The sequence below is a fragment of the Plantactinospora sp. A48 genome (genome assembly GCF_055793945.1).
Map to the genome: position 1 here is coordinate 254469 of NZ_JBTIXF010000001.1, position 15396 is coordinate 269864.

A 15396-nucleotide genomic window follows, 5' to 3' on the forward strand; every position below is an offset into this window, starting at 1 on the left:
CCACCGCCAACGCGCGCTCTTCGATCTGGGTGATCGACGATGTCCGTCCGCGACAGGGCGCTGAGCCCTCGCGCCGCTCACAACCATGGCCAGGTGATATGCGAACCGAGGCACCGGCAGACGGCCCACTGATCCGTTTCTGGGAGGCCACCAGGCTTCGCGCCGGAAACGAGCAATGGCCGGCGAGAGACGCCTCCGAAATCGCTGACGACGAGTCATTGCGGGCACTGCTCGCATTGTCTCTCGCCGCCGGTTGCGGCCTGCGCTCCGGCACCGTCGTGGCGAAGGGACGCATCCCGATCCAGGCTCGTACCACCCCGTCCGCCGGTGCGCTCTATCCATTCGAGGTACTGGTCACGGTACGGGACGGCGACGGGTTCTCGACCTACGTGTACGACGTACCCGGATGCCGGATCAGCCGGCTCGCCACCGCGCGGACCTGTACCGAGGCGGAGCTGCGCGCCGCCGGGGTGACCGGTCCGGGACCTGAGCCGGGACCCCGGGCGGTCATCACCCTGCTCGCCCGGCCGTGGCTGGCGATGGCCAAGTACGGCCAGCGCGGCTACCTGTACACGTACCTCGACGTGGGTCACGCGGCGAGCAACATCGCGCTGGCGGCCAGCGCGGTCGGCCTGACGCCCACGGTCCACCTGCGGTTCCGCCGGCAGCGACTCGTCGAGGCGATCGGGCTGCCCGACTCCTGCCGGGAACCACAGGTCGTCGTGACGCTCTCCCGGACCGGGCAGCCGGCCGGCCGGGTCGGGACCGACATCGCCGTCCGGCCCGGAGACGTCCGGGTGCCCCGCTGGGAGGAACAGCGGACCGGCCTCGAACTCCCGGACCGCCGGGAGGAGGAGAACTGGGGCCAGCTGCGTGGGGTCACCGCCTACCACGAACCCGCGAACACCCCGGCCCTCGGTCCGATCAGCTCGACGGTGACCGCCGCGCTCACCGGGCCCACCACGGCCCGCCGCCCGGATCCGGTACGGCTGGCCGACCCGCCCCGGGAGGTGACCACCGAGAACTTCGGGACGGTGGCCGTACGCCGTCGCTCCGCCAAGGGATTCGGGCCCGGTTCGATCAGCCGAGCGCAGCTCGCCGCGCTGTTGCGGGACGTCGACGGCCAGCTCCATGCCGACTGCGCAAGCCCGGGACTCGGCGTCGGCGTACGCCTGCTGGTGCGGGCCGTGGACGGGCTGCCACCGGGGTCCTACGGGTACGCGCCGGCGGACCGCACGCTGCACCCGCTGGGCGTACCGCGCAACAGTGACGCCGACAGCATCGTCGCGGCCTGCATGGGCCAGGAGGGGCTGCGGCACGCCGCGGTCCTGATCCACCTGCACGCGGCGCTGCGCCCGCTGCTGCGCGAGTACGGCCACGCCGGCCTCGCCGAGCTGCACTTCCACGCCGCCCACGTGGCCCAACGGATGTGCCTGGCCGGCGCCCGGTCCGCTGTCGGAATCACCTGCGTCGGCGGGTTCGACGAGGTGCGCTGCGCCGCGCTGACCTTCCTGCCGGAACAGGACGAGGTGATCTATCTGCTCGCCGCCGGAACCCCCGACGAGAGCGCGACCAAGCACGACCGGCTGGCCATCGCGTACAGCCATGGCTCCGGAACGACGGGACGCGAATGAGCGGCACGGCACCGACGACCGGCGAACGACAGGACGGACCAGATGAGCGAGGCGACATGCTGACCGACGGCATCCTGGCCGGGCGGATGACCCCGGCCCACCATGACCTGTTGACCCGGGCCACCGCCTGCTTCGCGGACGGGAGGTTCGCCGGACAGCGCACCGGCCACGGCGGGTACCTCGACAAGGCCGCCTGGCCGGAGCTGGCCCGGCAGGGACTGCTCGGGGTGTCCCTGCCGACCGCCCACGGCGGCCAGGGCCTGGGCATGCTGGGCAGCCTGGTACTCGGCGAGGCGATGTCCCGGTCCCTGGAGGCCGGGGTGCTGCTGGCGATGCACGTCCACAACGACGTGGCCGCCTACTGGCTGGTCAGCTCGCGGCAGGAGGTGCTGCGGGAGCGGTACCTGCCCCGGCTGCTGGACGGCAGCCTGGTGGCCTGCCAGGCCGACACCGACCCGTCGCCCGCCGAGCGGGCCACCGCCGTCCGCGACGGCGACGACCTCGTGGTACGCGGCGCCAAGCTGTTCGTCATCAACGGCGCCGGTGCCGACCTGTGCTTCGTCAACGTCCTGCTGGACAAGGCGCCCGCCATCGTGCTCGTGGAGAAGGGCCGACCCGGCGTCCGGGTCACGACGGTGTACGACAAGCTCGGCACCCGGTCCGTCGACTCGGCGGCGATCGAGTTCGCCGACGTGCGGGTCCCCGCCACCCACCTGGTCTCGCGGGGCGGCCTGGGTCAGGCCCTGCACTGGAACCGGGTGATGTCCCGGATGCGCTACCTGATCGCGGTCGACGCGTACCTCAGCCACCAACGGCTGCTGGCGCACATCCGCGACTACGCGACGGACCGGCAGCTCGGTGGGCGGTCGCTGGCCGGCTGGCCGGTGAACCTGCACGCGCTGGCCCGAGCCCGCGCCGACCAGGAACTCATGGCGGCCGGCATCGCCGACATCCTCCCCCAACTGGAGGAGGGCAACCCGCCGGTGCCGGAGATCAGCCAGCTCAAGTGGTTCTGCGTGGACCGCGCCTGCGCGCTGGCGGCCCTGTGCTGCGATCTCGAGGGTGGCCGCGGGTACATGTGGGACAGCCCGTCCCTGAACGCCTACGCCCAGCTCCGAGGCCTGCGGATGGCCGGTGGCAGCCAGACCACCATGCTGACCATCGCCAACCACAGTCTGGCCTGCCGGGCGGAGTTGGCCATCGACCCGGACCTGACCCGGACCGGCGCGTCCGGGCGGGCCGGCACGCCCGGGCGGAACGGCACGCCCGGCCCGGCCGGGCCGACCGGTCCGGCCGGCGCGTCCGGCCGGGGTGACGGTGCCGGGACGCCGAATCCGGTCCGAGCCACCCGGGACGGGGTCCCGGCGTGAACACCGCGATCCTGCCCGACGCGCTGCTCGCGGCCTGTGCGCGGTACGGCGACCGCACCGCCGTCCGCGACCGGGAGCGGGAACTGCGCTACGGCCAGCTCGCCGACGGGGTCGAGCAGCGGGCCGAGGCGCTGGACCGGATGCTGCCGGCCGACCTCGACCGGCTCGGGCTGTACGCCGGCAACAGCGTGGACTACGTCCTGTCCTACTTCGCCATCCTGCGCACCGGTCGGGTGCCGCTGCTCATCGACCCCCAGTTCGGGACGAACGAACTCGACGAGATCCGGGCGCGCTGCGGAGTCCGCTGCTTCGTCGTGGACCGGGTCGGCAACCCACCGGCGGCGCTGCCCGGGGAGCCGCTGCCGGTGCCGGAGGGCCGGCACGGGTTGCTGCTGACCGAGGCCCTCGGGCAGCGGGTGCCCGCCCTGCACGCCGACACCGCGGTCTGCCGGTTCACCTCCGGCACCACCGGCGCGCCGAAGTGCCTGGAGTTCTCCGGCGCCGCCGTGCACTCCGCCGCGGTGAACTGGGTGCACGGCACCGGCCTGGCCGGCACCGACCGCACCCTGTGCCTCGCCTCCTTCACCAACGGGCTGGCCTTCAACACCTCGCTGCTGTCCAGCTTCCTGGTCGGCGCCGAGTTGCACATCTACAGCGGGCTTCCGGTCTCCGCCCGGATCGTGGCCTCGATCGCCGAGTCCGCCGCCACCCGCCTGGTCGCCTTCCCCGTCGCGTACCGGGGACTGGTCCGGGCCGGAGTGACGGCGCAGCAGTGCGCCGGCCTGCGGATGGCGATCTCGGCCGGCGCGGTGCTGCCCGCCGACGTGCGGGCCGAGTTCGAGTCGCGGACCACGATCCGGATGGCGGACTACTACGGCATCGCCGAGGTCGGCCCCTGCACCTTCGAACGCGATCCGGCCCACCGCCGGGGGCTGGGCACCCCGCTGCCCGGGGTCACGATCCGCACCGCGCCGGTCCCGGACACCGACCAGCGGGAGATCCAGGTGCGGACGGCGTCGATGGCGACCCGCTACCTGAACGCGCCGGGCCTGCTGGAGAGCCGCCGCGACGCCGACGACTTCTACGCCACCGGCGACCTGGGCTACCTCGCCGACGACCGGCTCTTCGTGACCGGCCGCGTCGGCGGTCCGATCAACCTGGCCGGGCGCAAGGTCGACCCCACCGAGGTGGAGCAGGCCGTGCTGGCCGTCGACGGGGTACACGACGCGGTGGTCCTGCCGCACGAGGACGGCGACGGTGACGTCGGCCTGCACGTGGTGCTGTGCGCCCGCCCGGGACTGGGTCGCGGCGACGTCATCGCCGGCTGCCGGGGCCGGCTCGCGCCGTACAAGATCCCCACGAGGGTGACCTTCGTGACGCAGATCCCCCGGTCGGGTGCGGGGAAGGTGCGCTTCGCCGATCTGCGGCGGCTGCTCGCGGACGACGACGACGCGCGGCCCGCCGACGCGTCGCCCCGGGCGGTCGAACACGTACCAGAGCCGACGATCCGCCCCTGACGAGAGCCGACCCAGGAGAACCAGTGACCGAATCCCGCCCACCCGCCGAAACCCACCGGGACGGCCTGCGCGAGCAGGTCGAGGACCTGGTGGTGCTCGCCACCGGCCGAGCCATCTCCGTGTCCGACCTGCGCGCCAGCGACGGCTCGCTGGAGGCCGCCGGAGTGAATTCGATTGCCTACATCAACCTGATCGAGGCGCTCGCGCAGCGGTTCGGCGTGGTCGTCGACCCGGAGGCCGACCCGGACGCGCTGAGCACTGTCGACGGAATCGTGGCGGCGCTTCGCGCCGGGGCGGTCGGGGTGGCGCAGTGACGACCACCGCGACCGGGGGCGCGGCCCGGACCGCCGACCGCGAACTGGTCGCCCGCAACCTGATCACCGCGCTGTCCACGGCCGGGAGCCCGGCCGACACCGACGTGGACGAGCCGGAGTCGACGGACCGGCTGTTCGCCGTCCTGCCGTTCCCGGCGGCCGTCGCGGCGACCGAGCACCTGGTCGGCGTCCGTCCGTTGCTGTCGCTGTGGCGCGACGACCACCCGTCGCTCGCGGCGGTACGGGACGGCACGCTGCCGACCGCGCTCGCCCTGTTCACCCCCAACTCACTGCTGGACCTGACCGTGCCGGCGGTTCGCCTCCGCCACCAGGGCGACCGGGTCGAACTCAACGGACGGTTCCGGTTCGGCCACCCCGGCGTCCGGGCCAGCGTCGTCACCGCCGCTACGGACGACGGGCTGCGGCTGTGTCTCGTACCGCACGAGCACCCGGGCATCCGGGTGAACACCGTGGCGCCGGACCCGCAGGGCTGGGCCGAGGCCAGCGACGCTCTCCTGGACGCCCGCCTCGTCTCGGCACCGGTCGACTGGACCCCGGCGGGCCCGCTGGTCCCGGCGGTCGAGGCGTACGCCTGGGTGTACAGCGACGTCGTGGCCCGGCATGCCGGGCGGACCATCGCCGACCTGCGCCGGACGCTCGCCAGCACGCCTCGGGAGGTACCGGCCGGCACGGACGTGTTGAGCACCTCGCAGTTCCTGGCCCACGAGCTGACCCGGCTGGAGATCGAGGTGTCGCTGCTGCGGGTGGCGGCCCGGTCCGGCCCGGCCCTGCGCGCCGAACCGCCCGGCGGCGAGGCCGCCGCCGCGATCCTCGCGGCCGCCACCGATCTGCTGTTCCGCACCGCGCGGTTGACCGAGGACCTGGTGACCGACCTCGGTCTGCCCGCGACCGCGCAGGCCGGCACCCTCGGCGCCCGCACGGCGGCGTTGACGGGTCAGTTCGGCGGCCGGCGGATGGCGGAGGCCGAACTCGGCCGGCGGATGGGTCTCGCTCGGAGGCCGCGCTGACATGGGTGTCTCGACCATCGTCTGTGGCCGCACCGGACGGATGTCCACGCTGTTCAGCACGGCGGTACGCGCGGACGACTCGCTCGTGCTGACCGGCCGGCTGTCGCTGCGGGACCGCACCGCCGGGTCCACGCCGGCCGGGTCCGCGCCGATCGGGTCCACGCCGGCCGGGTCCGCGCCGGCTGGGTCCGCGCCGGCCGTCGACGCCGCCCCGGACGTGCTGACCAGCCTGTCCGTGGCCGGCTCACCGCCGCCGGTGGTCATCGACTTCACCGCGCGGGAGGCGACCGCGGCGCTGTTGCGGGAGGCCGCCACGGTGCCGTGCGCCCTGGTGATCGGCACCAGCGGGCTCACCGAGCGGGACCACGCGGCGATGCGCGACCTGGCCGCCGACCGGGCGATCGTGTACGCCGCCAACTTCAGCCTCGCCCTGGCCCTGGTGACCCGCCTGATCCGGGAGCTGGCCGCCCGGACGGACGACAGCTGGACCGCGGGCGTGCTGGACACGCACTTCGCCGGGAAGCGGGATCGGCCGAGCGCGACCGCGCAGGCCCTGGCCGGTGCGTGGCGGGCCGAGCGCGGCCCGGACGCGGCACTGCCGGACATCGCGTCGTTCCGGATGGGGGACGGGGTCAGCGAGCACCGCCTGCTCGCCGCCGGCCGGGGTGAACAGGTCGAACTCTGCCACCGGATCAACGACCGGGTCGCCTTCGTGCCGGGCGTGCTGGCGGCCGTCCGGTTCGCCGACTCCGCCGCCCCCGGGCTCTACCGTCTGGAGGACGTACTGTGGACCTGACCACCCCGATCCAGCTCCGCGACCTGCTGGCGGAACACGCCCGGGTCCGCGGTGACGCCGTCGCGCTGCTCGCCCCCGGCCGCGAGCCGCTGACCTACCGCGCGCTGGCGCAGCAGGTCCGCGACACGGGGTCCGCGCTGGACGAGCTTGGTGTCCACGCCGGGGACCGGGTCGCCGTCGCGCTGCCGAACGGGCCGGAACTCGCCGTGGCCTTCCTCGGGGTGGCGGCGTTCGCGCAGTGCGCACCGCTCAATCCGGCCCTGCAGCCGGGTGAGGTGGCCGGTCTGCTCGGGGATCTGGCCGCCCGGGCCGTCATCGTCCCGGCCGGAACCGATCCGCCGCTCCGGCAGGTCGCCCAGGCGCAGGGGGTACGGGTGATCGAACTGACCCCCCGGACCGACGCGCCGGCCGGGCACTTCACGCTGACCGGCGTACCCGGGCAACCCGGCGCAGCCGGCACCACGGACCTGGCCGCCGACGCAGCCGGGACCACGAGCCCCGCCTCCGGCACAGCCGGCACCACGGACCCGGCGCCCGGCGGAGCCGGTGGCGCGGGCGGCGGACCGGACGACGTCGCCATGATCCTGTTCACCTCCGGGACGATCGCCGCGCCCCGGCTGGTCCCGCTGACGCACACCAACCTCAGCGTCGCCGCGACGAACACCGCCCGGGCCTTCGCGCTCGGCCCGGCCGACCGTTGTCTCAACATCATGCCGCTGTTCCACGCGCACGGGCTGACCAGCACCCTGCTCGCGGCGATCATCGTGGGCGGTTCCGTCGTCTGCACGCCCGGATTCGACGCCGACCGCTTCCCCGCCTGGCTGGCCGAGTTCGAGCCCACCTGGTACAGCGCCGTCCCGGCGATGCACCGGGCGCTGCTCGACGTCGCGGCCAGGTTTCCGCAGGCGCTGACCGCCGCGCGCCTGCGGTTCATCCGCTCGGCCTCCGCGCCGCTGCCCGGACCCGTGCTCGACGAGCTGGAGCGGGTCTTCCAGGCACCGGTCATCGAGGCGTACGGGATGACCGAGGCCGCCTCGCTGGTGACCAGCAACCCGCTGCCGCCCGGCGTCCGCAAGCGCGGCTCGGTGGGCGTACCGATCGGCGCCGAGGTGACGATCCTCGGCCCGGCGGGCTCGCCCGTCGAACCCGGCCAGCCCGGCGAGATCGCCATCCGGGGCGCGAACGTGATGGGTGGATACGGCAACGATCCCGCCGCCAACGCCACGGCGTTCGTGGACGGCTGGTTGCGGACGGGCGACTACGGCTCCTTCGACGAGGACGGCTACCTGTTCATCGCCGGACGGGTCAAGGAGATCATCAACCGGGGCGGGTCCAAGGTGTCCCCCGCCCAGGTGGACGAGGTCCTCATCGAGCATCCCGACCTGGCCGAGGTGGCCGCCTTCGCGCTGCCGCACGCCACGCTCGGCGAGGATGTCGCGTTGGCGGTGGTGCCCCGCGCCGGCCGGACCGTGACCCCGGAGCAGATCCGCGGCTACGCGGCCGAGCGGCTGGTGGACTACAAGGTGCCCAGCCGGGTCTTCCTGGTGGACGCGTTGCCCCGCAACGCCACCGGCAAGGTGCAGCGGTTGCGGCTGACCGACCGGTTCGCCACCGCCGAACGGGAGCCGCTCGTGGCGCCGACCAGCCCGGTGGAGGAGACCATCGCCCGGGTCTGGGCCAAGGTGCTCGGCGTACCCGAGGTCGGCACCGGCGAGAACTTCTTCGACCTGGGCGGCAACTCGTTGATGCTGACCCGGATCAGCGCCCAGCTCGGCACGGAACTCGGCGTCGAGGTGTCAGCCGCCACGCTGGCCCGCTACCCGACGGTCGCCGCCGTCGCCCGGCATCTGAGCGGCACCGAGGAGCCCGCCTTCCGGCCGGACGCCGGGCAGGTCCGCCGGCTGGCCGACGGCCGGGACCGGATGTCGCGCCAGCGCCGGGTGCGGGCCCGGGACCAGCGCGACGCGCGCGGTCCGGAGGTGAGCTGATGTCGACCGGTCTGGAGATCGCGGTCATCGGGATGGCGTGCCGGTTCCCCGGTGCGCGTACCCCCGCCGAGTTCTGGCGGAACCTGGCCACCGGCACCGAGTCCATCACTTTCTTCAGCCCCGAGGAGCTGCTCAGCGCGGGTGTCCCGGCCGACACGGTCGCCGACGACTCGTACGTCCGCGCCCAGGGCGTGCTGCCCGACGCGGAGCTGTTCGACGCCGAGTTCTTCTCGATCAGCCCCAACGAGGCCTCGGTGATGGACCCGCAGCACCGGGTCGTGCTGGAGTGCGGCTGGGAGGCGTTGGAGGACGCGGGTTACGACCCGGCCCGAGCCACCGGACCGATCGGGGTCTACCTCGGCAGCTACTACAACAGCTACCTTCCGCAGCTGCCGCTGGCCCGTGACCCCGCCGAACAGTTCGCCCGCAACATCGCCAACCAGAGCGACTACCTGGCCACCCGGGTGGCGTACAAGCTCGACCTGTCGGGACCGGCGCTGACCGTGCAGACCGCCTGTTCCACGTCCATGGTGGCGGTCCACCTGGCCGCCCAGGCGCTGCTGAGCGGGGCGTGCGACCTGGCCCTGGCCGGCGGGGCGACCGTCCGGGCCCGCCAGGTCGCCGGATACCACTTCCAGCCCGGTGGGATCTTCTCGTCGGACGGGCACTGCCGGGCCTTCGACGCCCGCGCGGAGGGCACGGTGGCCAGCAACGGCGCCGGGGTGGTGCTGTTGAAACGGCTGGCCGACGCGCTCGAGGACGGCGACACCGTCCACGCCGTGATCCTCGGTTCGGCGATCGGCAACGACGGGGCGGACCGGGTCGGCTTCACCGCCCCGGGAGTCGCCGGCCAGGCCCGGGTCATCCACGCGGCGCAGGCGATGGCCGAGGTCGACCCGGGCACGATCCGGTACGTCGAGACCCACGGCAGCGCCACCCCGCTGGGTGACCCCATCGAGGTCGAGGCGCTGACCGAGGTGTTCCAGGCGGGCGGCGCGCGGACCGGCGGCTGTGCCATCGGCTCGGTCAAGACCAACATCGGGCACACCCACGCCGCGGCCGGGGTGGCCGGTCTGATCAAGACCATCCTGGCGCTCAAGCACGATCTCATCCCGGCCAGCCTGCACTTCAGCGAGCCCAACCCGGCGATCGACTTCGCCAGCTCGCCGTTCTTCGTCAACACCGGGGCCCGGCCGTGGCCCAGTGTCGACGGGCCGCGCCGGGCCGGGGTGAGTTCGTTCGGGATGGGCGGGACCGGCGGTCACGTCGTGCTGGAACAGGCGCCGACCCGGGCGGCCCGACGGCGTACGACGGGCGGCCGGCTGCTGCTGCCGGTCTCGGCCACCAACCCACAGGCGCTGGACACCGCGAGCACCCGGCTGGCCGAGCACCTCGCCGAACACCCCGACCTCGACCTGGCCGACGTCGCGTACACCCTCCAGTCCGGACGGCGGGCGTTCACCCACCGCCGCGTCGTGGTCGCCGGCGAGGCGCCGGAGGCCGCCCAGGCGCTGCGGTCCGGTGATCCCCGCCGGGTGGCCAGCGGCACCGCGACGGCCGCCCGCCACGTGGCGTTCGTGTTTCCCGGGCTGGGTGACCAGCACCCGGGCATGGGCGCCGGGCTCTACCGGACCCAGCCGGTCTTCCGCGCCGCGGTGGACGAGTGCGCCGAGTTGCTGGGCCCGATCCTCGGTATGGACCTGCGCGGCGTGCTCTATCCCGACCCACCGGCCGCCGATCGGGACCGGCCGCGGGCGTCCGCCGGCGATCCGGACCAGCCGCCGGCGGCCACCGGTGGCGAGATCGACCTGCGCCGGATGCTCGGCCGGCGCCGGCAACCCGTCACGGAGTCCGGGCTCGACCAGACCCACCACGCCCACCCCGCGGTGTTCGTCACCGAGTACGCCCTGGCCCGGCTGTGGCTGGCCGTCGGCGTGCAGCCGGCGGCGCTGATGGGTTACAGCCTCGGCGAGTACGTGGCGGCGTGCCTGGCCGGCGTGCTGTCGCTGCCCGACGCGCTGCGGGTGGTCGCCGGCCGGGCCAACCTCATCGCGCAGTTGCCACCCGGCGCGATGCTCGGCCTGCCGCTGTCCGCCGCCGAGGCGGCCGATCTCGTGGTGCCCGGCGCGGCCGTGGCTGCCGTCAACGGTCCCCGGCTGTGCGCCGTCGCGGGCTCGGTGCCGGCCATCGCGGAAGTCGCCAACCGGTGCGCGGAACGCGGCATCCCGGCCCGCCGGCTGCCCACCACGCACGCCTTCCACTCGCCGATGATGGAGCCGATCGTCGAGGCGTTCGTCGAGCTGATGGGGTCGGTACGGCTGCGGGCGCCGCGCATCCCGTACGTGTCCAACGTGACCGGGACGTGGGTGACCGCGGCGCAGGCCACCGACCCGGCCTTCTGGGGGCGGCACCTGCGGGAGGCGGTCCGCTTCTCCGACGGGGCGGCGACGCTCTGGCAGGACCCCAACCGGCTGCTGGTCGAGGTGGGACCGGGACAGTCGCTCAGCAGCATGGCGTTGCCACTGCGGCCCACCGGTACGGCCACCGGCGCGACCTCCCCGGTCAGCTACGCGCTCGCGAGCCTGCCCGGCCCGTTCGACCGGGAGCCGGAGGACGTGTTCTTCCTGCGTACCGCCGGCAAGGCCTGGCTGGCCGGGGTGGACCTGGACTGGACCGCCCTGTCGGCGCCGGCCGCACGCCGGGTGCCCCTGCCCACCTATCCGTTCCAGCGCCGCCGGTACTGGGTGGACCCGGCGCCGGAGGGGCAGCCACCCGCGCCGGCCCTGTCGCTGGCCAAGAAGCCGGACCTCGCCGACTGGTTCCAGGTGCCGGCGTGGAGTCCGCTTCCGCCGCACGCCCGCCCGGTCGGCGGGGTCACCGGGATCTCGGGGACCTGGCTGGTCCTGGCCGACGAGCGCGGGGTCGGTGCCGAACTCGCCCGCCGGATCGAGGCGGCCGGCCGGCCGGTCACCACGGTTCAGCTGGCCTCGGCTGCCCATCCGGTGTCCGCGCCGCCCGACGCCCACCCGGCGCCGCTGCGGGTCGACGCGCACCGGTTCACCATGCCCGCCGGTCACGGCGACTACGACCAGTTGCTGGCCGTGCTCCGCGAGGAAGGCCGCTATCCGGACCACATCGTCCACCTGTGGTGTCTGGACCTCCACCCGGACCCGGCGCTGGACGCCGCCGGTACGGACGGCGCCGGTACGGACGGCGCCGGGGACGACGCCCTGAACCGCGGCTTCTTCAGCCTCCTCGCGCTGGCGCAGGCACTGGGCCGCCAGCCCGGCGCGGAACCGGTACGGCTGTCGGTCGTCACCCGGGAGACGCAGGTCGTCACGGGCGCCGAGACGGGTGATCCCCGGCAGGCGGCCGTGCTCGGTCCCTGCCGGGTGCTCCCGCTGGAGCATCCGCAGATCGCCTGCCGCAGCGTCGACATCGCGCTGCCGGCGGACCCCGCGCCACCGGCGGATCCGCCCGGGTGGGGCCGGGCGGTCGAACACCTGCTCGCCGAACTGCTGTCCCCGGTGGACGAGCCGGTGATCGCGCTGCGCGGGACCCGGCGCTGGCGGCAGGTGTTCCAACCGGTCCGGCTCGGCCCGACCGCCCCACCGGCGGCGGAACCGACGGGACCGGTCACGGAACCCGCAGGGCCGGCGGCGGACTCGACGGGACCTGCCGGGTCCCCGGATCCGTCCGGAGCCCGGCGGACCTACCTGATCACCGGCGGGCTCGGCGGCGTCGGGCTCACCCTCGCGCGGTACCTGGCCGAGACCGAGCGGGCCGGTCTGGCCCTGGTGACCCGGACCGCGCTGCCCGCCCCGCAGGAGTGGTCCCGGCTGCTCGACGACCCGGCGACCGACCCGGGCACGGTCGACCGGATCCGCGAGGTACGCGAGCTGGAACGTGCCGGCGCGCGGGTGCTCGTGCTCGCCGCCGACGTCACCCAGCCGGACGCCCTGTCCGCGGCGGCGGCCCGGGCGAGCCGTGACCTCGGGCCGATCCACGGCATCATCCACGCGGCCGGGGTGCCCGGCGCCGGCCTGATCCAACTCAAGCAGGCGGCGCAGGCGCAACGGGTACTCGCCCCGAAGGTCCGGGGCACCATGGCGGTCGCCCGGATCGCCCGCGAACAGCGGGCACGCTTCGTGGCGCTCTGCTCCTCGACGCTCGCCATCACCGGAGGCGTCGGCCAGGTCGACTACGTCGCCGCCAACGCGGTGCTCGACGCCGTGGCCGAGCACGCCGGGACGACCGACGGCCCCGAGTTCGTCTCCGTCAACTGGGACGCCTGGCAGGACGTGGGCATCGCGGCGCGCACGGTCGGCGCCGGGGACTCCCCCGGCGCCGGCAGCCGGGTGGGCCCGACCGGCCACCCGATGCTCGACCGGTGCCTCGTCGACGAGCCGGAGTACGCCGTCTACCGCGCGACCTTCGCGATCGACAGCTCCTGGCTGGTGGACGAGCACCGGATGCTCGGCGACGCGGTGGTGCCCGGCACCGGACACCTGGAGCTGGTCCGGGCGGCCTTCACGCACCTGACCGACGCGGACGCCACCGAACTGCGGGACGTCCGGTTCTACACGCCGGTCGTGGTGCCCGAGGGCGAGGAACGGGAACTGCACGTCGTGCTGGACAAGACCACCGTGCCGATGCGGTTCACCACGGTGACCCGCTATCCCGAGGACGGCGCCGCCGAGGAGCCGCGCTGGCAGGCCCACGCCAGTGGAACCGTGTGCCCGGTCACCGTTCCGGCCCGGGTCGAGCCGTACGACCTGACCGGGCTGATCGACGGCGGACGGCTGACCGATCTCGGCCAGCCGGTGCACGACGGACCGATGGGCTTCGGCCCGCGGTCCCGGTGTCTGCGGCGGGTCTGGCTGGGCGACAACGAGGCGCTGGCCGAACTCGAACTGCCCGAGCGGTACGCCGAGGACCTCGAACGGTTGCTGCTGCATCCCTCGCTGCTGGATCTCGCCGCCGGCTTCGTCGGCATCTACCTGGCGAAGGAGTTCCGCATCCCCATCTCGTACGGACGGTTGCGCTGCTTCCGGCCGCTGACCCGGCGGATGTTCAGCAGGCACCACTACCGCGAGACGGACCGGGCCGGAAAGGAGACCATCTCCGCGGACATCGTCCTGCTCGACGCCGACGGGCGGGAGTTGGTGCGGATCGACGACTTCGTGCTCAAGCGGGTACCGGCGCTGCGCGAGACGCTCGACGGCGCCCGCGCCGGCCGCTCGGCGGAGGTGGCCTTCTTCACCTACCCCCGGCCCGGGCCCGCCGCCGGACAGTCGGGAAGTCCGGGCGGCGGCATGCTGGGCACGCACCTGGCCAACGGCATCCGGCCGGACGAGGGCGCGGAGGCGTTCGCCCGGGTGCTGGCGGCCGACATCGGACCGCGGGTGGTGGTGGTCGCCAAGGATCTGGCCGCGGTGATCGCCGACCTGGCGCGGGCGCGGCTCGACCCAGCCACCGCGATCACCACGGAACGCGCCGCGCCGCACCCCCGGCCCAACGTCCTGACCCCGTACCGGGCGCCGTCCGATCCGACCGAGCAGCGGCTCGCCCAGCTGTGGCAGGAGTTGCTCGGCGTGCAGCAGGTCGGTGTCGACGACCTCTTCGCCGAGCTGGGCGGGCACTCGCTGCTCGGTCTCGAACTGATCGGCCGGCTGCGTCGGGAGTGGGGCGTCCAGATCGGGCTCGGCGACCTGTTCGAAGCCCGAACCATAGCCGAGCTGGCAAAGCTGATCCGGGCCACCGCCGATCCGCTCGGCGCGCGGTCGTCGACGGAGCGGGCCGAGTCGACGGAGCGGGCCGAGTCGACGGAGCGGGCCGAGTCCCGCGAGGAGGGAGATTCATGAGTTCGTTGCAGACGGTCGGTGTGGTCGGCGCCGGGGTGATGGGAACCGGCGTGGCCCAGGCCCTCGCGCAGGCGCGGTTCGACGTGGTGCTGACGGACCGGTCGACGGAGATCCTGACGGTGGCGCAGCAGCAGATCCGCGCGGGGGTACGCCTGCAACGGCTGCTGCGCCCGGACGCCTCCGACGAGGACCGGGCCCAGGTGCTCAAGCGGATCACGTACACCACGAACCTGGAGGAGCTGGCACCGGCCGACTTCGTGATCGAGAACGTGACCGAGGACTGGGCCACCAAGGAGGCCGTCTACCGGACGATCGACGCGGTGTGCCGTCCGGAGTGCGTCTTCGCGGCGAACACCTCGGTCATCCCGATCACGGCGCTCGGCGGGGTGACCCGCCGGCCGGAGAACGTGCTCGGCATGCACTTCATGAACCCGGTGCCGTTGAAGCCGATGGTCGAGATGATCCGCGGACACCACACCTCGGACAGGACCGTCGACCTTGCCCACTCGCTCCTGGCCCGAATGGGCAAGGAGGGGATCGTGGTACGCGACTCGCCGGGCTTCGTCACCAACCGGGTGCTGATGCTGACAATCAACGAGGCGGCGTTCCTGGTACACGAGGGGGTCGCCCCGGTCGCGGACATCGACCGCATTTTCAAGGGCTGTTTCGAGCACAAGATGGGTCCGCTGGAGACGGCCGACCTGATCGGGCTGGACACCATTCTGCAGTCGATCGAAGGGCTGCACGACAGTTTCGGCGACAGCAAATACCGGCCGTGCCCGCTGTTGCGCCAGATGGTGCACGCCGGCCTGCTGGGCCGGAAGAACGGGCAGGGCTTCTACTCGTACGGCAATCCTGCCGCCGGAACCCTCGGAAAGTAACGAT

At 73.8% G+C, this 15396-nt stretch carries 9 protein-coding genes; all 9 read left to right on the forward strand.

What is annotated here, in order from left to right:
- Positions 1-218: 218 nt before the first annotated feature.
- Genes ACXN5W_RS01205 through ACXN5W_RS01245 form a run of 9 tightly spaced genes read left to right on the forward strand, consistent with a single transcriptional unit; the run spans position 219 to position 15392 of the window.
- Positions 219-1634 (forward strand): nitroreductase family protein, encoded by a 1416-nt coding sequence (locus ACXN5W_RS01205; protein WP_473156210.1) that lies wholly within the window; start codon positions 219-221, stop codon positions 1632-1634.
- 56 nt (positions 1635-1690) lie between these two features.
- Complete coding sequence (locus ACXN5W_RS01210) at positions 1691-3004, forward strand: acyl-CoA dehydrogenase family protein (RefSeq protein WP_473156211.1); 1314 nt, start codon at positions 1691-1693, stop codon at positions 3002-3004.
- Positions 3001-4521, forward strand: coding sequence for a class I adenylate-forming enzyme family protein (locus ACXN5W_RS01215; RefSeq protein WP_473156212.1), 1521 nt, complete (start codon positions 3001-3003; stop codon positions 4519-4521). The genes ACXN5W_RS01210 and ACXN5W_RS01215 overlap by 4 nt, the downstream gene beginning before the upstream one ends.
- Positions 4522-4544: 23 nt before the next feature.
- The gene (locus tag ACXN5W_RS01220) at positions 4545-4835 is read left to right on the forward strand and encodes an acyl carrier protein (RefSeq protein ID WP_473156213.1); all 291 of its coding nucleotides are present in this window, start codon (positions 4545-4547) and stop codon (positions 4833-4835) included.
- Complete coding sequence (locus ACXN5W_RS01225) at positions 4832-5863, forward strand: hypothetical protein (protein ID WP_473156214.1); 1032 nt, start codon at positions 4832-4834, stop codon at positions 5861-5863. The genes ACXN5W_RS01220 and ACXN5W_RS01225 overlap by 4 nt, the downstream gene beginning before the upstream one ends.
- Before the next feature lies 1 nt (position 5864).
- Positions 5865-6659 carry a 4-hydroxy-tetrahydrodipicolinate reductase gene (locus tag ACXN5W_RS01230; RefSeq protein ID WP_473156215.1) on the forward strand — a complete coding sequence of 265 codons (795 nt, stop codon included), beginning with the start codon at positions 5865-5867 and terminating at the stop codon, positions 6657-6659.
- The gene (locus ACXN5W_RS01235) at positions 6650-8647 is read left to right on the forward strand and encodes a non-ribosomal peptide synthetase (RefSeq protein WP_473156216.1); all 1998 of its coding nucleotides are present in this window, start codon (positions 6650-6652) and stop codon (positions 8645-8647) included. The genes ACXN5W_RS01230 and ACXN5W_RS01235 overlap by 10 nt, the downstream gene beginning before the upstream one ends.
- A complete protein-coding gene (locus ACXN5W_RS01240; protein WP_473156217.1) occupies positions 8647-14511 on the forward strand; it encodes a type I polyketide synthase in 5865 nt (1954 codons plus the stop codon). The genes ACXN5W_RS01235 and ACXN5W_RS01240 overlap by 1 nt, the downstream gene beginning before the upstream one ends.
- On the forward strand, positions 14508-15392 hold the full coding sequence (locus ACXN5W_RS01245; RefSeq protein ID WP_473156218.1) for a 3-hydroxyacyl-CoA dehydrogenase family protein: 885 nt from the start codon (positions 14508-14510) through the stop codon (positions 15390-15392). The genes ACXN5W_RS01240 and ACXN5W_RS01245 overlap by 4 nt, the downstream gene beginning before the upstream one ends.
- Positions 15393-15396 lie beyond the last annotated feature (4 nt).

Coding starts and splice junctions, on each gene's coding strand:
- ACXN5W_RS01210 (WP_473156211.1), top strand. CDS start 1,691: ATGCTGACCGACGGCATCCTGGCCGGGCGGATGACCCCGGCCCACCAT.
- ACXN5W_RS01230 (WP_473156215.1), top strand. CDS start 5,865: ATGGGTGTCTCGACCATCGTCTGTGGCCGCACCGGACGGATGTCCACG.
- ACXN5W_RS01240 (WP_473156217.1), top strand. CDS start 8,647: ATGTCGACCGGTCTGGAGATCGCGGTCATCGGGATGGCGTGCCGGTTC.
- ACXN5W_RS01245 (WP_473156218.1), top strand. CDS start 14,508: ATGAGTTCGTTGCAGACGGTCGGTGTGGTCGGCGCCGGGGTGATGGGA.